Annotated in this window: 19 protein-coding genes; 14 read left to right on the forward strand and 5 right to left on the reverse strand. The window is 71.2% G+C overall.

All coding sequences use genetic code 11. From position 1 onward, the window contains the following. Positions 1-12: 12 nt before the first annotated feature. The 11 genes from FOF48_RS00185 (at position 13) to FOF48_RS00235 (ending at position 10,154) form a co-directional block, all read left to right on the forward strand. On the forward strand, positions 13-564 hold the full coding sequence (locus FOF48_RS00185; RefSeq protein WP_143897541.1) for a hypothetical protein: 552 nt from the start codon (positions 13-15) through the stop codon (positions 562-564). Continuing rightward, positions 561-1,205, forward strand: coding sequence for an LptA/OstA family protein (locus FOF48_RS00190; RefSeq protein WP_143897543.1), 645 nt, complete (start codon positions 561-563; stop codon positions 1,203-1,205). Before FOF48_RS00185 ends, FOF48_RS00190 begins: the two co-directional genes overlap by 4 nt. Next, positions 1,202-1,945 carry an LPS export ABC transporter ATP-binding protein gene (lptB, locus tag FOF48_RS00195; RefSeq protein WP_143897545.1) on the forward strand — a complete coding sequence of 248 codons (744 nt, stop codon included), beginning with the start codon at positions 1,202-1,204 and terminating at the stop codon, positions 1,943-1,945. The genes FOF48_RS00190 and lptB overlap by 4 nt, the downstream gene beginning before the upstream one ends. Before the next feature lie 252 nt (positions 1,946-2,197). Continuing rightward, complete coding sequence (gene rpoN / locus FOF48_RS00200) at positions 2,198-3,718, forward strand: RNA polymerase factor sigma-54 (RefSeq protein WP_143897547.1); 1,521 nt, start codon at positions 2,198-2,200, stop codon at positions 3,716-3,718. Positions 3,719-3,799: 81 nt separating this feature from the next. Beyond that, the gene (locus tag FOF48_RS00205) at positions 3,800-4,438 is read left to right on the forward strand and encodes a GNAT family N-acetyltransferase (protein WP_143897549.1); all 639 of its coding nucleotides are present in this window, start codon (positions 3,800-3,802) and stop codon (positions 4,436-4,438) included. Positions 4,439-4,469: 31 nt separating this feature from the next. Then, entirely contained in the window at positions 4,470-5,243 is a 774-nt protein-coding gene (locus FOF48_RS00210; RefSeq protein WP_143897551.1) for a hypothetical protein, read from the forward strand. A 264-nt stretch (positions 5,244-5,507) separates the two neighbouring features. Beyond that, entirely contained in the window at positions 5,508-6,170 is a 663-nt protein-coding gene (gene hpf / locus FOF48_RS00215; protein ID WP_143897553.1) for a ribosome hibernation-promoting factor, HPF/YfiA family, read from the forward strand. A gap of 173 nt (positions 6,171-6,343) precedes the next feature. Then, on the forward strand, positions 6,344-6,805 hold the full coding sequence (locus FOF48_RS00220; RefSeq protein WP_143897555.1) for a PTS sugar transporter subunit IIA: 462 nt from the start codon (positions 6,344-6,346) through the stop codon (positions 6,803-6,805). 25 nt (positions 6,806-6,830) lie between these two features. Continuing rightward, positions 6,831-7,676: a hypothetical protein gene (locus tag FOF48_RS00225; protein ID WP_143897557.1), complete on the forward strand. Its 846-nt coding sequence runs from the start codon at positions 6,831-6,833 to the stop codon at positions 7,674-7,676. 135 nt (positions 7,677-7,811) lie between these two features. Next, a complete protein-coding gene (locus FOF48_RS00230) occupies positions 7,812-8,945 on the forward strand; it encodes an alpha/beta fold hydrolase (protein WP_143897559.1) in 1,134 nt (377 codons plus the stop codon). An 87-nt stretch (positions 8,946-9,032) separates the two neighbouring features. Then, positions 9,033-10,154 carry an alpha/beta fold hydrolase gene (locus FOF48_RS00235; RefSeq protein WP_186001708.1) on the forward strand — a complete coding sequence of 374 codons (1,122 nt, stop codon included), beginning with the start codon at positions 9,033-9,035 and terminating at the stop codon, positions 10,152-10,154. A 21-nt stretch (positions 10,155-10,175) separates the two neighbouring features. Here FOF48_RS00235 and dtd read toward each other — a convergent pair whose 3' ends face one another. The 4 genes from dtd to FOF48_RS00255 form a co-directional block, all read right to left on the reverse strand. Further along, positions 10,176-10,637 (reverse strand): D-aminoacyl-tRNA deacylase, encoded by a 462-nt coding sequence (dtd, locus tag FOF48_RS00240; RefSeq protein WP_143897563.1) that lies wholly within the window; start codon positions 10,635-10,637, stop codon positions 10,176-10,178. Between the two features lie 53 nt (positions 10,638-10,690). Beyond that, a complete protein-coding gene (locus FOF48_RS00245) occupies positions 10,691-11,524 on the reverse strand; it encodes an ABC transporter permease (protein WP_143897565.1) in 834 nt (277 codons plus the stop codon). After that, complete coding sequence (locus FOF48_RS00250) at positions 11,521-12,435, reverse strand: ABC transporter permease (protein ID WP_143897567.1); 915 nt, start codon at positions 12,433-12,435, stop codon at positions 11,521-11,523. Before FOF48_RS00250 ends, FOF48_RS00245 begins: the two co-directional genes overlap by 4 nt. An 85-nt stretch (positions 12,436-12,520) precedes the next feature. Further along, entirely contained in the window at positions 12,521-14,119 is a 1,599-nt protein-coding gene (locus FOF48_RS00255) for an ABC transporter substrate-binding protein (protein WP_143897569.1), read from the reverse strand. A gap of 134 nt (positions 14,120-14,253) precedes the next feature. On the opposite strand from FOF48_RS00255, the gene dacB reads away from it, so the two are divergent. Together dacB and FOF48_RS00265 are read left to right on the forward strand one after the other, a co-directional pair. Further along, positions 14,254-16,491: a D-alanyl-D-alanine carboxypeptidase/D-alanyl-D-alanine-endopeptidase gene (dacB, locus tag FOF48_RS00260; protein WP_143897571.1), complete on the forward strand. Its 2,238-nt coding sequence runs from the start codon at positions 14,254-14,256 to the stop codon at positions 16,489-16,491. A 240-nt stretch (positions 16,492-16,731) separates the two neighbouring features. Beyond that, positions 16,732-17,253 carry a single-stranded DNA-binding protein gene (locus FOF48_RS00265; protein ID WP_143897573.1) on the forward strand — a complete coding sequence of 174 codons (522 nt, stop codon included), beginning with the start codon at positions 16,732-16,734 and terminating at the stop codon, positions 17,251-17,253. A gap of 111 nt (positions 17,254-17,364) precedes the next feature. On the opposite strand, the gene FOF48_RS00270 is transcribed toward FOF48_RS00265, so the two are convergent. Further along, positions 17,365-18,048 (reverse strand): succinate dehydrogenase, encoded by a 684-nt coding sequence (locus FOF48_RS00270; RefSeq protein WP_143897575.1) that lies wholly within the window; start codon positions 18,046-18,048, stop codon positions 17,365-17,367. A gap of 273 nt (positions 18,049-18,321) precedes the next feature. Here FOF48_RS00270 and FOF48_RS00275 point away from each other — a divergent pair, with 273 nt between their 5' ends. Then, positions 18,322-19,215, forward strand: coding sequence for an Hsp33 family molecular chaperone HslO (locus FOF48_RS00275; protein ID WP_143897577.1), 894 nt, complete (start codon positions 18,322-18,324; stop codon positions 19,213-19,215). Positions 19,216-19,271: the final 56 nt, after the last annotated feature.

A 19,271-nucleotide genomic window follows, 5' to 3' on the forward strand; every position in this document is an offset into this window, starting at 1 on the left:
AAGGAGGCCCCTGTGCCGCGCCTGCTTGCCTTGAGCTTCCTGGGACTCCTCGCCACCGCCTGCGGCCCGCGTCGGTCCGCCCCAGGCGCCGCGAGCGAGCCGCTCCCGGACGTGGTGCTGGAGGGCGCGCACCTCCGCTCGTTCGAAGGCGACAGGCTCCAGGTGTCCGGCACCGCCGCGCGCGTCCTCTACCGGCGCGCGGGCGGCGAGGTGCAGGCCACCGACGTCGTCGTCCGGCTGCCCCCCGGCCCGGGCGGGCAGGGCTCGCCTCCCACCTTGTCCGACGGCACCACCATCGCCGCGCCGAATATGGACGGCAGCCTCGCGTCCAGACGGTGGGTGGGCACGGGGGGCGTCGTCGTGCGCACGGACGTGGGCATGGTGGCCAACACGCCCCGGCTCACCTACGACGCGGACGTGCGCCGGGCGCATGGCGAGGAGGGCGTGACGATGAAGGGCCCCGACTACCAGATGCGGGCGGACCGCTTCGAGCTGTCCGCGCAGGACCAGACGTTCACCTTCGACGGCACGGTCGAGGCCGTGCTGGGTGGAGCGACGGAGTGATTGAGTTCCTCGTGATGGCGCTGTTCCTGGCCCAGCCCACGTCCACGCAGGCCGCCTCGCCCGCCACTCCGGGCATGCCGGCCGTCGCGCAGGCCGCCCCCGCCGCGAAGCCCGGAGCGGGCCCGGCCGCGCAGCCCCCGGCCCCCGCCGCGGGCGCCCCCGCCGCGCCGCTGCCCGCGCCGGGCACGTCGCTGGCCCCCGCGGACCTGCGCAACCCGGTGGACCTGTCCGCGGACCACGTCACCGGCGACCGCACCCAGGCGGTGCTCACCGGCAACGTGCGGGTGAAGCACCAGACCATGGACATCCGCTGCGACAAGATGACCGGCTACTACAACGCCACCCGCCAGGTGACGCGCGTGGTGTGCGCGGGCAACGTGCGCGCCGTGGACGGCGACCGGCAGGCCCGGGGCGAGCGCGCCGACTACGACGTCCCCTCCGGCGTGCTGGTGGTGACGGGCTCCCCGGAGGCCCGCCAGGGCAACACCTACGTCACCGGCACCAAGGTGCGCCTCATCCTGGGCAACGAGCGCGTGGAGGTGGAGAACGCCCGCATCCTCGTGGAGTCCCCGGCCAGCACCGCCGTCCCCGGCGCCCGCAAGAAGGCGCCCGCGCCGAAGGCCGGGGGCACCGCCCCATGAGCGGCGGCGCGAAGCTGTTCGCGGAAGGCCTCCAGAAGACCTTCCACCGCCGTCAGGTGGTGCAGGGCGTCTCCTTCAACGTCTCCCCGGGGGAGGTCGTGGGCCTGCTGGGCCCCAACGGCGCCGGCAAGACGACCAGCTTCAACATGGTCGTGGGCCTGGTGACGCCCGACGCGGGCCGGGTGCGCGTGGGCGACGAGGACCTCACCCACCTGCCCATGCACCGCCGTGCCCGCCGCGGCGTGGGCTACCTGCCCCAGGAGGCCTCCGTCTTCCGCAAGCTCACGGTGCGCCAGAACTTCCTGGCCGTGCTGGAGCTCCAGAAGGGCCTCACCTCCCAGGACCGCCAGAAGCGCGCCGACACCCTCCTGGAGGAGTTCGGCCTCTCCCACGTCGGCGAGTCCTGGGGAGAGACCCTCTCCGGCGGCGAGCGGCGGCGGGCCGAAATCGCCCGCAGCCTCATCCCCGCCCCCCGCTTCATCCTCTTCGACGAGCCCTTCGCGGGCGTGGACCCCATCAACGTGGGCGACCTCCAGCGGCAGATCCACCTGCTGCGCGAGCGGGGCCTGGGCATCCTCATCACCGACCACAACGTCCAGGACACCCTGGGCATCTGTGACAGGGCCTACATCATCGCACAGGGGCAAATCCTGGAAGAAGGAACCCCCGCGCAGATCGCCGGCTCCGCCCGCGCGCGGGCCGTCTACCTGGGGGACCGGTTTCGCCTCCAAGCCCCCTGAAAAGCCACTCTCTCCGTGTGTCTCCAGATGCTCGGAGTGAAGTTGGCCCCGCTTTTGCGTCGACGTTTGAACATCGGCCAGGCAGGCGGGGGTTGCGACAACCTTTTGGATTTCTTGCGGATTTTTGATGGTGCAAGTCAGGAACCACGGCCCGGGGCACTGGACGTGGCCGGGGGTCCTTGTTAGGTTGGCACGGTCCTTGATGGGAACCTCCCTTCAAGTGGCACGGATGCCTTCTGGAGACGCCCCCACATGGCGATGGAACTCAAACAGAGCCTGAAGCTCGCGCAGCAGCTGGTGATGACGCCCCAGCTGCAGCAGGCCATCAAGCTCCTCCAGCTCTCGCGAATGGAGCTCCTGGACCAGGTCCGCGAGGAGATGGAGCAGAACCCGCTCCTGGAGCAGCCCGAGGAGGGCATGCCGGGCGAGGTGAGTGAGAAGGAGCCGGGCGAGGCCTCGCTCGAAGCGGACAACGCGGAAATCGCGCGGGACGTCGACCTGCCCTCGGCGACGCCGGAGACCGCCCAGGAGTTCAAGGCGGACGGGGAGGGCCCCCCGGAGATTGACTGGGAGTCCTACCTCAACAGCTACCAGTTCAACGAGCCCACCACCGCCTCCAACAAGGGCAACGTGGCCACGGACGACCTGCCGTCGTTCGAAGCCAACATGGTGAAGAAGGAGGACCTGGTCGACCACCTCCAGGAGCAGCTGGGCACGCTGCGGCTCAACGAGGCCGAGCGCCGCGTGGCGGTGCTCATCCTGGGCAACCTGGACGACGACGGCTACCTCAAGCTGCCGGACGTGGAGGGCGACCCGCTCATCCGCCTGTCCAACGAGGCGGACGTGCCCATGCACGTGGCGGAGCGCACGCTGCGCCGCATCCAGAACCTGGAGCCCCGGGGCTGCGGCGCGCGCGACCTGCAGGAGTGCCTGCTCATCCAGCTGCAGGCGATGAAGGACCCGAACGCGGCGCTGCTGGGCCTCATCATCAAGCGGCACATGAAGTACCTGGAGAGCAAGAACCTGCCGGCCATCGCCAAGGACCTCAAGGTCACGCTGGAGGAGGTCGTGTCGGCGGCGAAGCTGCTGCCCAAGCTGGATCCGCGCCCGGGCCGCAACTTCAGCGGGGATGACGCGCAGTACATCACCCCCGACGTCTTCGTCTACAAGCTGGGGGACGAGGACTACACCGTGGTCCTCAACGACGACGGCCTGTCCAAGCTGCGCATCTCCGGCATGTATCGGAACGCGCTCAAGACGGGCGCGGTGAGCCCCGGTCAGACCAAGGAGTTCATCCAGGACAAGCTGCGCAGCGCGATGTGGCTCATCCGCTCCATCCACCAGCGGCAGCGCACCATCTACAAGGTCACCGAGAGCATCGTGAAGTTCCAGCGGGACTTCCTGGACAAGGGCATCGCGCACCTCAAGCCGCTCATCCTGCGCGACGTGGCGGAGGACATCGGCATGCACGAGTCCACCGTCAGCCGCGTGACGACGAGCAAGTACGTGCACACGCCGCAGGGCATCTTCGAGCTGAAGTACTTCTTCAACTCGTCCATCGCGCGCGTGTCCGGCGAGGACACCGCCAGCGAGGCCGTGAAGCACCACATCAAGCAGCTGGTGTCGCAGGAAGACGCGCGCAACCCGTACTCGGACCAGAAGATCGTGGAGCTGCTGCGCTCGCAGGGCACGGAGATCGCCCGGCGCACGGTGGCCAAGTACCGCGAGGTGCTGGGCATCCTCCCCAGCAGCAAGCGCAAGAAGTACTTCTGAGCCGCGGGCCGGGCTGGTCCAGCCGGTTTGTCGGAACCGGCCCTGCACGCCAGGGCCGGCCCTGGGGCATGAAGTGGGGCCATGGACCCCGTGTTCCCCCATGACGTCGGCGTGCCCCGCCGCGACCCCGCGCCCCTGACCGTCCCGCCCGTCACCCTGGAGGGGGCGGCGGTGCGGCTGGTGCCCCTGTCCTCCTCCCACGTGCCCGCGCTCGCGGCGCTCTGTGAGCCGGAGCTCTTCGCGCACTTCTCACGCGTGCTGCGCACCGAAGCGGACGTGGCGGACTACGTCACCGCCGCGCTCCGGGCCGCCGCCGCGGGGACCGAACAGCCCTTCGCCATCTGCGAGCAGGCGAGCGGGGCCGTGGTGGGCACCACGCGCTTCATGGACATCTCCCGCGAGCACCGCACGCTGGAGATCGGCTCCACGTGGCTGGCCCGGCGGGTGTGGCGCTCGCGGGTGAACACGGAGTGCAAGTTCCTGCTCCTGCGCCACGCCTTCGACACGCTGGGCGTGATGCGCGTGCAGCTGAAGACGGACCAGCGCAACGCGCGCTCGCGCGCGGCCATCGAGCGCCTGGGTGCTCGCTTCGAGGGCATCCTGCGCAACCACATGCTGGTGCGGGGCGGCGTCGTGCGGGACAGCGCGTACTACGCCTTCCTCGACACCGAGTGGCCTGGCGTGCGGACACGACTCGAAGGACTGCTGGCGCGGGAGTGATAGGGTGCCGGGCCCTATGGTCCTTCCTGTCATGTCCCCCCGTCGAACCGTTGGTGCATCCCTTGCCTTGGGGGCGCTCGTCGCGCTCACCGGATGCGGCGGCGGCGAGACGAAGGTCATGTCGCTGGCGGAGATGGCGGACCGCTCGCTCACGTATGCGCTGACGGACGTGGACGACGCGGAGACGCCGGATGCGCAGGGCGCGCACCGCTTCACCGTCAGCTATTCGGTGACGGGGGACGGCCCGTGCTCGCGCTTCGCCGACGACGTCACGGCCACCCTCAACGGCGCGGCGATGACGGTGGTGCCGGGCGGCGCGTCGTCCGTGGGCGGCCGGTCGGGCGCGTGCGAGAACAGCCGCGTCTACTTCAACTACGACCCGGAGGCCTGGGGCCGCGAGCCGGTGGGGGACATCACCGTGCAGCTCCAGGACGCCACCAGCACCGTGCGCCTGGTGCTCCAGAACGCCAAGGCCAAGCGCCGCTTCGTGTTCCAGGGAGAGGGCACCCCGGACAAGCTGCGCGTGGGGCAGACGTATGAGTTCCGCTGGGAGCCCGCGACGGAGGTCCCCGGCCCCGTGGAGGCGCTGCTGCTGCGCGAAGGCGGCAGGGCGCCCGGTCAGCTCGCCGTCACGCAAGACGGCGTCAAGGTGCGCCTCCCCATCCCCGCCAACACGCCGCAGGCCAACCACACGCTCACCCTGGGCGCGGACCTGTCCGGCGTCATGAGCGAGTGCTCGGGCGTGGCGTCGTGCTCCGGCGCCATCTACCACTCGCAGGACTTCGTGCTCTCCGTCGTCCCCTGAAACCCAGGCGGGCGCTGACGGGCATGTTGCTCGAGTGAACGCAACACACCGGGAGTGGGGGACGGAGATCCGGGAAATCAGACCTGGGTCGGAATCCCTCCCGCGTGGTGGGCAGCGGACACAAGACCTGTCCTCTGGCGGTCGCTTTCGCGAGCGCGAGCCGTGGACGGGAAGTTCCAACCTGGGGGGCCGGGTTGCTTTCGGCGTGGGCTCCGTTTCTGATCTGTCACGGAGCTTACCTCTCTCCCTAGGAGGCGGCCACGCATGCAGCTCAACATCACCTTCCGTCAATTCGGAGCGTCGGATTCCCTGAAGGAGTACGCCCGTGAAAAGGTCGAACGGGTGAACCGACTGCTGGACCGGGCTGGCGAGGCCCACGTGGTGCTGTCGTTGGAGCGGCACCTGCACCACGCGGACATCACCATCCACTCCGGCGCATGGATCCTCCGGGGGCGTGAGAAGAGCGATGACATGTACGCGTCCATCGACCTGGCGATGGACAAGATCGAACGCCAGCTGCGCCGCTACCGGGACAAGCTCAAGTCGCACCACGGCAAGGAGCGGGTTCACCACGGCCAGGACCTGGTGAGGGTCCGCCACGACGTCTTCGAGGTCCACGAGCCGGAGCACGAGGCCGCCGAGGCGACCGAAGCCGCCGAGGCCGCGCCCCCCGCCCCGCGCCCCCCGGCCGCCGTGCCGGTGGCCGAGCCGGGCGTCGCCCGCCTGGTGCGCACCACCCATCTGGCCATCCAGTCGCTGTCGGTGGACGACGCGGTGATGCAGATGAACTTGATGAACAACGACTTCTACGTGTTCCAGAACCAGCAGTCGCAGGCGCTGTCCATCGTCTACCGCCGCAAGGAAGGGGGGTTCGGCGTCATCGAACCGCACCTGCCCTCCGCGCCGGTGGCCGCCACCGGCACGTGACGCGGGCCGGGGTCCGGGTCCGGGGCATGAACGCCCGGGCCCGGGTCCGGGGCTGACGCGCAGTGAGCGAAGCGCCTGTGACCGCCCAGGCGACCCTTGCGCGAATCCAGTGTGAGGAGTAATTGCCGGCCGAGGAATCATTGCCGGCCCGGAGCGCCAGTGCGGGAGCGCCATTGAGAATCGCCGATTTCCTCAGCCCCCAGGCGGTCGTCGCGGACATGCAGTCCCGCACGAAGGCGGAGGTGCTGCGCGAGCTGAGTGCCACGTTGGCCAGGGCGCACCCGACGCTGCGCGAGGACCGGCTGGTGGCGGTGCTCCAGGAACGCGAGAAGCTGGGCAGCACGGGCATTGGTGAAGGCGTGGCCATTCCGCACGGCAAGCTGGCCGGCATGGACAGCCTCCAGGCGGCCTTCTGCGTGTCGCGCGCGGGGGTGGACTTCGAATCCATCGACGGAAAGCCCACACACCTGTTCTTCGCCCTGGTGGCGCCGGAGAACAGCGCGGGGGTGCACCTGAAGGCGCTGGCGCGCATCTCGCGGCTCTTCAAGAACCCTCGCTTCCGGGCAGCCATCCTGGAAGCGCCCACGGCGTCGGACATCCACGCCCTCATCGTCCAGGAAGACGCGCGGCCCTGAGGGCCGGACAGGAAGGACGCCCCGCATGGACGTCGTCCTACGTCCCATCAACGACCGCTTCTTTCACGAGCAGGTCCTGCCCTTCTTCCAACGCGCGATGGGGGATGCCTCCGGCGCGTTGGAGTCGCTCTCCAACCAGCTGGGGGACGCGCAGGCCTTCACCCTCTGCCAGCGGCTGTCCTCGTCGGCGCTGCCGGGGGGCGTGGGCTCGGTGGACTCGGACGGGTGGATGGACCTGGTGGACCGGCTGGTGTTCCAGCCCTGGCGCGAGGCGCCCGGTGGCTGGGAGGTGGGCGGTGCCCCCGGCGGCTACGCGGACGAGTGGGACGAGGCGCTGAACCTGGCGCTGATGGTGGAGGACCCGTCCTATCCCTACTGGGACACGCGGGCGGCGCGGGCGGTGCGGGACGGCTTCCGGCGGCGTCCCCCGGGAGACCAGGGGCTGGCGTCGCTCCTGGCCGGGCAGTGGGACCCCTTCCCGGAGTTCCCTCCGGACCGCGTCTTCGTCACGCAGGGCCGGGGCGAGTACGCGGCCCGTGAGCGCTTCGCCTTCGCGGACTGGGCGTGGCGGCCGGCGAAGACGGTGGCGCACTGGCAGGTGAACCTGCCGCGCAAGCTGGAGCGGCTGCTGACGCGCGAGCAGGAGCGCATGAAGCTACCGTCGCTGCCGGAGCGCGACGAGGTGCTGGGCTACTGGTCGGGCCGCCTGCCGCAGCCGCCGCCGTTGTCCGTGCTCTTCTCCGGCCTGGGCCCGAACGCGGCCACGTGGATCCGTGAGCTGGGCGCGCTCACGCTGCACCTGCGCTCCGCGGCGCAGACGAAGCAGGGGCTGGCGGCGCTGGTGACGCGCGGGACCACCGTGCGGTTGTGATTCGCCGAGGCCCTCGCAATGGGGGCCCAGGCGCGCCGTAGGCACCGCGGGACCGCGCCCATGGGCGGTCCCGGTCCGGTCTTGTCCGCGCGCCAGCGCGCGCGGCTCCACCCCCTGAACTGGAGGAGTCCCGCCATGTCCCCCTTCTCGCGACGCTCCTCCCGGACCGCTCGTGCGCGCCCTCCCGACTCCCCGCGCGTGCTGGGGGCGCTCGGGGTCGCCGCGGCGTTGCTGCTGGGCGGCTGTGCCTCCTCGCGTGGTGCCGGACAGGCTCCAGCGGAGGCCTCCGTGTCCCCCGAGGGGACGGACGCGGCCTACGCGGTGGGGCTCGCGTCGTTGGCCGTCGAGGACACCGAGCGACACCGCTCGCTCAAGGCGGTGGTCTGGTACCCGGCGTCGCCCGGCACGCCGATGGGGGAACAGAAGACGTCCGCCGTGTTCGCGCCCTTCCTCGCCGCGAAGGACGCGCCGGTGTCGGAGGCCCAGGCGCGCTGGCCGGTGGTGCTGCTGTCCCACGGCAGCGGGGGCATGGCCATCAACATGTCCTGGTTCGGCGCGCATCTGGCGGCGCGCGGCTTCCTCGTCGTGTCGGTGAACCATCCGGGCAACACCTACGGGGACGACAACCCGGAGGGCTACGCGCGTGGCTATGAGCGGCCTCGGGACTTCACCGTCCTCCTCGACCACCTGCTGAAGGACCCGGCGTGGGGGCCGCGCATGGACTCGCGGCGCATTGGCGCGGCGGGACACTCCATGGGGGGCTACACGGCGCTGGCACTGGTGGGCGCGCGCATGAACCTGGAGTGGATCGCCCGGGTCTGCACCTCGCCCGAGACCCGGATGCATCCCGGCTGTGACGGGCTGCGCGACGTGGACTACGGCCGCATCGACATGAAGGTGTCGCGGGCTTCGTACCAGGACCCGCGCGTGAGGGCGGCCTTCGCGATGGCGCCGGGCATGGCGGGCTCCTACGAGGACCAGGACCTGGTGGACATCCACGCGCCAGTGGAGCTGGTGCTCGCGAAGGGCGACGAGCTGATGCCGCATGAGCGCATGGGCATGCGCCTGGCGGGACAGCTGCCGGCGGCGAGGACGGTGGTGCTCGACGACGCGGCGCACTTCAGCTTCCTGCCCGAGTGCACGCCGCTCGGCTTCCAGGCCACCCCCGAGCTGTGCCGGGATGCGGTCCCCGGAACGCGCGCGGCCCTGCATGCGCGCACGCTGGCGGAGGCCGTGGCCTTCTTCCGAAGCACGCTCGCCGCCCGCTGAGCAGGGGCCCGGTCGCGGCCCGGGGACCGGGCTGGGCCGTGTGCCCGTGATTTCCATCGAAGTCTGTTCCCGGCCATGCTCGGGCCCATGCACCGCGCCTTCCAGCTGAGGTCCGCAGCGCTCCTCGTCGCCGCCGTCGTGCTGACGGGAGGCTGTGCGTCGAAGAAGCCGTCCGAGGCGCCGCGCACGGACGTGGCGGCGCTCTACGGGGCGGACGCGGCCTACGCGGTGGGCGTCACGCAGTCACTGACCTTCGAGGACGCGGCCCGCCACCGCACGCTGAAGCCGCTGCTCTGGTACCCGGTGGCTCCCGGCACACCGATGGATGACCGCGCGCCGTCGGACCTGTTCAAGCCCTTCTTCGGCGCGAAGGACGCACCGCTGTCGGACGCCCAGGCGCGCTGGCCGGTGGTGCTGCTGTCGCACGGGAGCGGTGGCTCGGTCATGGACCTGTCCTGGTTCGGCGCGAACCTGGCGGCGCACGGCTTCATCGTCGTGGGGGTGAACCACCCGGGCAACACCTACGGAGACACGAGTCCGGAGGGCTTCGCGCGGGCCTACGAGCGGCCGCGGGACTTCACGGTCATCCTCGACCACCTGCTGAAGGACGCGACGTGGGGGCCGCGAGTGGATCCGGAGCGCATCGGCGCGTCGGGGCACTCCATGGGGGGCTACACGGCGCTGGCGCTGGTGGGGCTGAACCTGAACCTGGAGTGGATCGCGCGGCGCTGCAAGACGCCGGGCACCCGCGAGGAGATTGGCTGCGAGGGGTTGCGCGACGTGGACTACGACCGCATCGACATGAAGGTGTCGCGGGCTTCGTACCAGGACCCGCGCGTGAAGGCGGCCTTCGCGATGGCGCCAGGGATGGCGGCCTCCTTCGAGGCCCGGGACACCGCGGACATCCAACGGCCGGTGGAGCTGGTGCTCGCGAAGGGCGACGAGCTGATGCCGCACGCGCGGCACGGCCTCCACCTGTCCGCGCTGCTGCCGGTCGCCTCCACGACGACGGTGGTCCTGGAGGACGCGGGCCACTTCAGCTTCCTGCCCGAGTGCTACCCCAAGGGCTTCGACGTCATCGCCATGCTGTGCAAGGACCCCGTGGCCGGGACGCGCGCGGCTTCGCATGCGCGCACGAGCGCCGAGGGCGTGGCGTTCTTCCGCCGCACGCTGGACGTGCGCCAGCAGGCCGCCGGGGCGCTCCGCTGAGGCGGACGCTGGGGCCGGTGGCTAGGCCGGGGCCGCGGCCTTCGGCGGGCTCTCCAGCAGGAGGGTGACGGGCCCGTCGTTGACGAGCGCGACCTTCATGTCCGCGGCGAAGATGCCGGTGCCCACGGTGAGGCCGCGCTGGCGCAGCGCTTCGCACGCGCGCTCGTAGAGGGCCTTGGCCGCCACCGGCTCCATCGCGTCGGTGAAGCTGGGCCGGCGGCCCTTGCGCGCATCCCCGTAGAGGGTGAACTGGCTGACGACGATGAGGTGCTTGGAGGTGTCCTCCAGCGACAGGTTCATCTTCCCGTCGGCGTCCTCGAAGATGCGCAGCGTGGCCAGCTTCTCCACCATCCACGCGAGGTCCGCGTCGGTGTCGCCCTTGCCCACGCCCAGGAGCACGAGCAGGCCCGGGCCCATCTCGCTCACGCGCTGGCCGTCCACCGTCACCGACGCTTCCAGCACCCGCTGCACCACGGCCTTCATGTCTTCGTCACCTCCGTCCCTGCTTCCTGCCAGGGACGCCCGGTGCCTTCAAGTCACCGGCCTTCGTGGCGTGGATCCATCGCGTCGCGGAGCGCGTCGCCCAACAGATTGAAGCCCAGCACCGTGACCGCCAACGCGATGCCGGGGAAGAGCGCCACATGCGGCGCCACCAGCAGGTACTGCGTCCCCTGGTCCACCAGCGCGCCCCAGGACGGTGTGCCCGGTGGAACGCCCAGCCCCAGGAAGCTCAGCGAGGCCTCCGCGACGATGGCCCCCGGCAGCGCGAACGTCGCCTGGACGAGCAGGGGCCCCGCGGCGTTGGGCAACAGGTGCCGCACGAGGATCCGCCCCGGGCCACTGCCCAGGGCGCGCGCCGCCTGCACGTAGTCGCGCTCGCGCAGGGTGAGCACCTGTCCGCGCGTCAGCCGCGCGTAGCCCGTCCATCCCGTGAAGGAGAGGGCGAAGACGACGTTCGCGAGGCTGGGGCCCAGCACGGCGGTGATGAACAGCGCCAGCAGGATGCCGGGGAACGCGAGCAGCACATCCACCAGCCGCATCAGGCCCTCGTCCACGAGCCCGCCCGCGTACCCCGCGATGCCGCCCAGCGTGATGCCCACCGCGGCCGACAGCACCACCGCGAAGAAGGACACCTCCAGCGACACGCGCGCGCCGTACAGCACGTGGGTGAGCACGTCGATGCCATTCTCCCCCGTCCCCAGCAGGTGCCCCGACGTCGGCGGCGACAGCTCGCGCGTGAGGTCGATGGCGTCCGGCGAGGAGGGGCTGAGCCACGGCGCGAACAGCGCGGTGAACACCCAGACGCACGCCACGGCGAGCCCGAACTGGGCGCCCCAGGAGCGCAGCCGGAGGCCGCGGGGCCCGCTCACGAGCGCCTCCGCACGCGGGGATCCACCCACGTATAGGCCGCGTCGGTGAGCGTGTTGACCAGGACGTAGCAGAAGGTGAAGAGCAGCACCGTGGCGCGCACGGTGTTGTAGTCGCGCTTCTCGATGGCGGTGAGCAGCAGCGTGCCCATGCCCGGCCACGCGAACACCTTCTCCGTCACGATGGCGCCGCCCAGCAGCGCGCCGAACTCCAGGCCCAGCACCGTCACCAGCGGCAGCAGCGCGTTGCGGAACGCGTGCTTCCACAGCACCACGCGGGGGGACAGGCCCTTGGACCGGGCCACGGTGACGTAGTCCTCGCGCAGGGCCTCCAGCATCGTCGCGCGAGTCATCCGCGCGAGGAACGCGGCCAGCGCCGTGCCCAGCGTGAACGCGGGCAGCACCAGGTGCCGCCAGGACTCCGCGCCCGACACCGGCAGCCAGTCCAGCTTCAGCGCGAAGAGGATGATGAGCACCGGGCCCAGCCAGAAGCGGGGCAGGGCCACGCCCGCTACGGACACGCCCATCGCCGCCGCGTCCACGGGCGTGCCCCGCCGCGCCGCCGCCATCACGCCCAGGGGCAGCGCCAGCACCAGCGACACCGCCATCGCCGCCACCGTGAGCAGCAGCGTGTACGGCAGCGCCGCGCCCAGGGCCGGCAGCACCTTGCGCTGGAAGGGAGGCAGTGATGTGCGCAGCTCCCCCGTGGCCAGGTCCCTGGCGAACGTCCAGAGCTGCGCGTACCACGGCAGGTCCAACCCCACCGCCCGCCGCAGCGCCGCGCGGTCCACCTGGGTCGCCTGCTCGCCCAGCATCACGTCCACCGGGTCCCCCGGCACGAGGTGCAGGAACAGCGACACGAGCAGCAGCGCGCCCACCAACGCGATGACCGCCGACACCAGCCGCCGGCTCACGGGGCCCTCCCGGGGGGCATGGCTCGGGCCCGCGACGGTCGCGGACCGCCGCTCACGTGCGCGCTCCCCAGCACCAGGTGCCTGCTCACGGCGTCACCTCCCGCGCCTTCGCCAGCGGCAGCAGCAGGCCGTGCGCGCTGGGCTCGAAGTCCGCCAGCCTCGAGGACACCACCGCGATGCTCGCCTCGTGCCACAGCGGGATGACGGGCATGTCCGCGTCCAGCTCCCGCTGGGCCTGCGCGTAGAGCGCCCGCCGCTCCTCGGGGGACGCCTGCGTCGCCGCCTCCAGCACGCGGTCCAGCGTGGGGTCCTTGAGCGCGCCCCGGTTGAAGCCGCCCCAGTGGTTCTCCGGCCCGGGGATGTTCGCGGAATGGAACGCGCCCCGCAGCAGATCCGGCTCCATCACCGCGGCCCACTTCAGCGTGAACAGCTCGAAGCGGCCCCGGCGCACGTCCTCGAAGAAGGTGCCGAACTCCAGCGCCCGCACCTCCACGGCCACGCCGCCCTTCGCCAACTGCTCCTTGAGCACCAGCGCCACCGCGCGCCGGAAGCGGTCCGTGCTCGTCTTGAAGGTGAAGGACAGGCGCGGCCTTCCCCCGGGCCCGTCCGGATCCGGATACCCCGCCGCATCCAGCAGCCGGGCCGCCTCCTCGGGCGCGTAGCCGCACCCCGGCGTGGCCGTGAAGGCCCAGTGCTCGCGGGGCAGCATGCTGGAGGCGGGCTCCGCCAACCCGTGCAGCTTGTGCTCCACCAGCGGGCGCACGTCGATGAGGTGGCAGAGCGCCTGGCGCACGCGCACGTCCGCGAGCGGCCCTTCGCGCAGGTTGAGGCCCAGGTAGGTGAAGCCCGTGCCCGGCTTCGTCACCACGCGCAGGTGGGGCGCCTCGCGCAGCGCGGGCAGCACCGCTGGGGACACGCCGTTGACCACCAGGTCCGCCCGGCCCTTGAGCAGCTCCAGCACCCGGGTCGTCTCGTCCCGCACCACGCGGAACGTCAGCCGGGACATGGCGGGCGCTCCTCCGTGCCAGCCCGCGAAGGGGACGAGCGTCAGGTGCTCCTCGTCCGGCCAGGACTCGAAGCGGAAGGGCCCCGCGCCCACCGGGTGCGCCGCCTGCGCCTCGATGCCGCCCGGCCCGGCGCGCCCGGCGGGGAGGATGGCCGCGGACAGCTCCGCGAGCAGCGGCGCGTACGGCCGCTTCAGGTGGAAACGGACCGTGCGGGCGTCCACCACCTCCACCCGCTCCAGGGGCTCGTACCTTTCGCGCTTGGGGCTGCCCAGCTTCGGGTCGCGCAGGCTGTCGTAGCTGGCCTTCACGTCCCCGGCGGTGACGGGGCTCCCGTCGTGGAAGGTGAGCCCCGGGCGCAGGATGAACTCCACCACCGTCGGGGACACCTCCCGGAAGGACTCCGCCAGCTGGGGCACGGGCCGGCTGGCGTCGTCGAAGGTGAGCAGGCCCGGGCTGATGAGCTGCGCCAGGCGCTGTCCATGGGCCGTGAGGGCGAAGCGGTCATCCAGGCTGTCCGGCGGCGCCTCCAGCAGCATCGTGATGCCGGCCGGGGGAGTGGGGGCGCGGCAGCCGGCGTCAAGCACCAACGCCAGCGCGATGACGAACACCCACGGGCCGTGGGAGGGCAGGGGAGGCATGGCGTCTGTCACGGGGTGGATGTCAGGCGGAGCGCCCATGCTGCGACAGCCTTCTCTCTGTTTCCAGGAAGCAGGCAGGCGGGCAAGTTGAAGGCGGTGATGCATCCACCCCCCGCCCTTGCCGCCCCTTTCCTCCCTTCTTCATAATGGAACGCGACTTCCCCGGAGCGTGCGTGCAGGTTTTTCGAACCAGACCCTTCTGGGCAGCGGCCGCCATTGCCTTGTGGCTGCCGTCCGCCACCCTTGCCGCGCCGCCGTCCACCGACAAAAAGGCTGAACGCGAGGCGTTGAAGAACGCGCTCGTGCAGGTGATGCAGCGCACCGCGCTCAAGAGCAGCCGCGTCGGCGTGCACATGCAGAGCCTGGACGACGGCACGGTGGTGTTCAGCCACAACGCGGACGAGCTGCTCAACCCCGCCTCCAACGTGAAGCTCGTCACGTCCTCCGCGGCGCTCGTGTCCCTGGGGCCGGAGTTCCGCTACGACACGGAGTTCCTCGTCGAGCCGGAGCTGCCCGCCGACGGCAAGGTCAAGACGCTCTACGTGCGCGGCAAGGGCGACCCGACCATCACCACCGAGCGCCTCTACGGCATCACCTCCGAGCTGCTCCACGCGGGCCTCAAGGAGGTGCAGGACATCGTCGTGGACGACTCCTGGTTCGACGCCGAGCGCACCCCGCCCGGCTACGACCAGGAGGACTCCGACCGCGCGTACATGGCGCCCACCGGCGCGGTCAGCCTCAACTGGAACGCGGTGGCCGTCTATGTGCGCTCCGCTCCCGGCGGCAAGGCCGTGGTGGACATGGAGCCGCCCAGCGACTTCTTCATCGTGGACAACACCGTCACCAGCGGCCCCGGCCGCGCGCGGCGCGTGTCCGTGAAGTCCGACGCGTCCGGCGACAAGCAGAAGATCGTCGTGAAGGGCCAGGTGCCCGACGAGCGCGGCGCGGTGAGCGTGTGGAAGAAGATCGACAGCCCGCCCCTGTACTTCGGCGGCACGCTCAAGCAGCTGCTCGTCTCGCGCGGCGTGAAGGTGAAGGGGAAGGTGAAGCTGGGCCTCACGCCCTCGCGCGCGCGCATGGTGTACGTGTCCCAGTCCGACACGTTCGACATCGTCCTCAAGCGCCTCAACAAGCTCTCCAGCAACTTCGTCGCGGAGACGCTGCTCAAGACGATGGGCGCGGAGCTGCGGGGCGCGCCGGGCTCGTTCGCCAAGGGCATCGACGTGGTGGAGGAGTTCCTGGCCCGCGACGTGGGCATCGCGCGCGGCACCTACGTGATGAAGAACGGCAGCGGCCTCAACGACGCCAACCGCTTCTCCACCGCGCAGGTGGACCGGCTGCTGCGCCACATGTACGAGCGCTTCCCGCTGGCCCCGGAGTACCTGTCATCGCTGGGCATCGCTGGCAAGGACGGCACGCTCAAGTATCGCTTCGACGGCACGGACGCCGTGGGCCGGCTGCGCGCCAAGACGGGCACCCTGGAGGGCGTCTCCGCGCTCAGCGGCTACGTGCAGTCCGCGGGCGGGGAGAAGTTCTCCTTCTCCATCATGGTCAACGACTACGCGGGCCGCGCCGGCCCGGTCGTCGCGGGCATGGACGCCCTGGGCGCGGCGGTGGCCGCCACCGGCTCCACGCTGGGGCCGGGCACCGCGCTGGCGTCGCTCAATGACGGCCAGAAGGCCCAGGGCGGCGCGCCGGACATCGTCAACCGCGTGAAGACCTACCTGGAGCTGGGCAAGCAGCACGACCAGCGCAACATCGGCTTCCTGCGCACCGCGTGGCGCAGCGAGCGCGACCCCGCCGTGCGCGCCGTGCTGGCGGAGGGCCTCTACCAGTCCAACCCGCACGACTACCTGGGCACGCGCACGCTGCTGGACAGCTACTCCTCCACGGATGACGTCTACGGCCGGCTGCGCGAGGTGGCCCGGGTCCTGTCGGTGGGCGTCCCCGGCGTGAGCAGCATGGTGGAGCTGGCCGCCAGCGGGAACACGGAGGCCCTGGCCCGCGTGCTGGAGCTGTGCCGCGCGGCGGGCACGGCCCGCGATGCCCAGGCCCAGGATGAGCTCAGCGACGGCCTGGGCGAGGTGGCCCGCACCGCCCCCGAGGAGCTGGTGACCGCCCTGCGCACCGCGAGCGCCGGCGAGCGCGACGCGACCGTCACCCTGCTGGCCCAGGGGCTGGTGAAGGGCGGGGACACCACCCATCCCTTCTGGAAGTCCCTGCGCAAGCTGGGCACCGGCGGCGCGGATCCGCAGCTCACCGCCTTCGCCAAGGGGCTGGACTCCACCCTCACCATCAAGACCGCCGAGGCCCGCACCACCCAGCGCGCCCAGCCGGTCCAGGTGGTGGCGCCGGGCTCCGCCTCGCCCGACGCCGTGCCCGCCTCCGGCGTCCTCCGCCCGGGCGGGTAGGCTCCCGCCGCCGGCCTCCGCCGCCCGGGACGCACGGCCCCGGGCGGCCGCCCTCCCAGCACCCGCGCAACCCCCTGGAATCCCAGCGCCTCCCGACCAGGGAGCAGGCGGGCGTGCGCCCTGGCCGGAATCTGGCCGGGGGAATGTCAGTGGTGGATGCTATGGGCTGAAGGACCTGTCAGGGCGTCTGGCCCCGCGGGTTGTGCCGGGCCCTTGGTGGGCCGGGTTTCGGGAGGAAACATGGCTGGTGGCGTGAACAAGGTCATTCTCATTGGCAACCTCGGGGCGGACCCCGAAGTGCGCTTCACCCCGGGCGGTCAGGCCGTGGCGAACTTCCGCATCGCGACGAGCGAGAGCTGGAACGACAAGAACGGCCAGAAGCAGGAGCGCACCGAGTGGCACCGCATCGTCGTCTGGGGAAAGCTCGCGGAGCTGTGCGGCGAGTACCTCAAGAAGGGGCGGCAGTGCTTCGTCGAGGGCCGTCTGCAGACGCGTGAGTGGATGGATAAGGAGAACAAGAAGAACTACACCACCGAGGTCGTCGCCACCTCCGTCACCTTCCTCGGCGGCCGTGACGCCGGCGAGGGCTACAGCGGCGGCAGCGGTAGCGGCGGCGGACGCCGGCAGCAGCAGGGCGGTGGCAACGGCGGCTACTCGCAGGGCCGGGACGACTACGGCCAGCCGCCCCCCATGGGCATGGACGACGGCGGGAACATGGGCGGTGGCCACTCCGGCGGCACGGACGAAGACATCCCGTTCTGACGCGCGGGGGCCCACCCCTGAAAAGCGAACCGGCCGCTCCTGGACGTCAGGGGCGGCCGGTCGTGTTTTCAGGGGGCGCCCCGTCGGAGCGCCCCGGCCTCGGCGCTGCCTTCAGCCGACGTCCATGCCGCCCGGGCCGTACGCCGCGCCCGCCGTGTAGAGGGCGTAGATGGCGCCCCAGGACATGGCCAGCAGGACCAGGAAGATGAGGATGGTGAAGGGCTCGAAGCGGCGCATGGAGCGGTCGCTGGCGAAGATGCCCCAGCCCATGGCGAACGTCTGGAGGCCGTTGGCCAGGTGGAACGCGGTGCCCAGCGTGCCCAGCAGGTAGACCATCAGCGTGGGGCCGTGGAAGCGCATCTCCCGCGCGATGTCCGCGAAGGGCTCCGCGTGGCCCTCCACCAGGCGCGGGTGCAGGAAGGCCAGCCAGATGTGCGCGCCCAGGAACGCGAGCACGCCCAGGCCCGCCACGCGCTGCACGAGGAACTTGAGGTTGCCGTAGTTGTTGTAGGCGAGGTTGTTCGGCTTGAAGCTGAACATCCGCACCATGCCCCACGCGGCGTGGATGAGCAGCGGCAGGATGACGATGATGAACGTGAACGCCTGGGCGAACGGGTTCGCGTACTCCGTCACCGACTTTTCCCAGGCCGCCGCGCCGTAGAAGGCGGACAGGTTGTTCCACAGATGGTTGATGACCCAGATGCTCAGGGGCATCACGGCGAGGAACGACCCCAGCCGAGACTTCAACAGGGGCGTCCGGTCGGTGATGGCTTCGGCGGTGGCTTGGGTGCTCATCGAGTCTCCAGCGCGGGCACGCGGATGGGTGGGGTGGAGAACCCCCGCGAGCCCAAGTCAGGGCCGGTGATGACGGCCAGGGGGCGGTTTATAGCCGTTCCTTCCCTCCCGCTGGATTTCTTCCGCATCCGCCCGTGCCAGCCGGGGCACACCGACTCATAAGCGCTGGCGATGCCAGCCCCCCGCCCTGACTGCTGGCCGGCGAGCGGCCGTCCCGCCCCCGCCCCTCTTCCGTTGGCGGGCGCCACCGGCTGGGGCACGCTAACCCACCCTATGCCCGATGAGCTTGTCAGTGGATTGTTGAAGGCGTCGGACCTGCGTCTGGTCCTGGCCACCACCGGGGCCCTGTCCCGCCAGGCCCGCGCCTCGCACCAGAGCATGCCGGCCTCCGCCGCCCTCCTGTCCCAGGGCCTCACCGCCGCCGCCCTCATGGGCGCGCTCCGCAAGGGCACGGACTCCCGGATCAACCTGCAATTGGAGTGCGACGGCCCCCTGCGCGGCCTCTTCGTGGACGGCGACGCGAACGGCGTCGTGCGCGGCTACGTGAAGAACACGCTGGTGGAATACGTGGGCACCGAGGGCCACTACCACTGGCGGCCGGTGCTGGGGAACCACGGCTTCCTGTCCGTGCTGCGCGACCAGGGCGGCGGCGAGTACTACCGCTCCTCCGTGGAGCTGGAGCACTTCGACCTGGTGGCGGACCTGGAGCGCTACTTCCACCAGTCCGATCAGGTGCCCTCGCACCTGCTGATGACGCAGCTGCCCGGCGTGGTGGATGGCCAGGAGGACGCGCTGGGGACCGTGGTGGGGCTGCTCGTGCAGCCCCTGCCCAACGGGGACAAGGACGCCTTCCACGCGCTGGGCACCCGGCTGCGGGCGCAGTTCGAGACGGCGGTGCGGGCCCACGCCCGGGACGGGGCGCTGACGCTCCTGCGGTCACTGGTGCCGGAGGCGGACCTGGAGGTCATGTCGCGCTACCCCCTGCGCTTCACCTGTTCGTGCAGCCGCGACCGCGTGAAGCTCGCGCTGCTGGCCATGGGGCGCGAGGAGCTCCAGGACCTGCTGGAGAAGGAAGGCCAGGCGGAGGCCACCTGCCAGTTCTGCACGACGCGCTATGTCATCCCGGGCGCGGAGATCCAGCAGATGCTCACGGAGGGAAGCGCCTGACGGTGGAACCCGGGGGCAGCCCCCTGTCGTGAAGACAGACATCCCCCCGTCCCGGA

The sequence above is a fragment of the Corallococcus sp. Z5C101001 genome (genome assembly GCF_007352635.1).
Taxonomy (GTDB): domain Bacteria; phylum Myxococcota; class Myxococcia; order Myxococcales; family Myxococcaceae; genus Corallococcus; species Corallococcus silvisoli.

Coding starts and splice junctions, on each gene's coding strand:
- lptB (WP_143897545.1), top strand. CDS start 1,202: ATGAGCGGCGGCGCGAAGCTGTTCGCGGAAGGCCTCCAGAAGACCTTC.
- rpoN (WP_143897547.1), top strand. CDS start 2,198: ATGGCGATGGAACTCAAACAGAGCCTGAAGCTCGCGCAGCAGCTGGTG.
- FOF48_RS00205 (WP_143897549.1), top strand. CDS start 3,800: ATGGACCCCGTGTTCCCCCATGACGTCGGCGTGCCCCGCCGCGACCCC.
- FOF48_RS00210 (WP_143897551.1), top strand. CDS start 4,470: ATGTCCCCCCGTCGAACCGTTGGTGCATCCCTTGCCTTGGGGGCGCTC.
- hpf (WP_143897553.1), top strand. CDS start 5,508: ATGCAGCTCAACATCACCTTCCGTCAATTCGGAGCGTCGGATTCCCTG.
- FOF48_RS00225 (WP_143897557.1), top strand. CDS start 6,831: ATGGACGTCGTCCTACGTCCCATCAACGACCGCTTCTTTCACGAGCAG.
- FOF48_RS00230 (WP_143897559.1), top strand. CDS start 7,812: ATGTCCCCCTTCTCGCGACGCTCCTCCCGGACCGCTCGTGCGCGCCCT.
- FOF48_RS00235 (WP_186001708.1), top strand. CDS start 9,033: ATGCACCGCGCCTTCCAGCTGAGGTCCGCAGCGCTCCTCGTCGCCGCC.
- dtd (WP_143897563.1), bottom strand. CDS start 10,637: ATGAAGGCCGTGGTGCAGCGGGTGCTGGAAGCGTCGGTGACGGTGGAC.
- FOF48_RS00255 (WP_143897569.1), bottom strand. CDS start 14,119: ATGGGCGCTCCGCCTGACATCCACCCCGTGACAGACGCCATGCCTCCC.
- FOF48_RS00265 (WP_143897573.1), top strand. CDS start 16,732: ATGGCTGGTGGCGTGAACAAGGTCATTCTCATTGGCAACCTCGGGGCG.
- FOF48_RS00270 (WP_143897575.1), bottom strand. CDS start 18,048: ATGAGCACCCAAGCCACCGCCGAAGCCATCACCGACCGGACGCCCCTG.
- FOF48_RS00275 (WP_143897577.1), top strand. CDS start 18,322: ATGCCCGATGAGCTTGTCAGTGGATTGTTGAAGGCGTCGGACCTGCGT.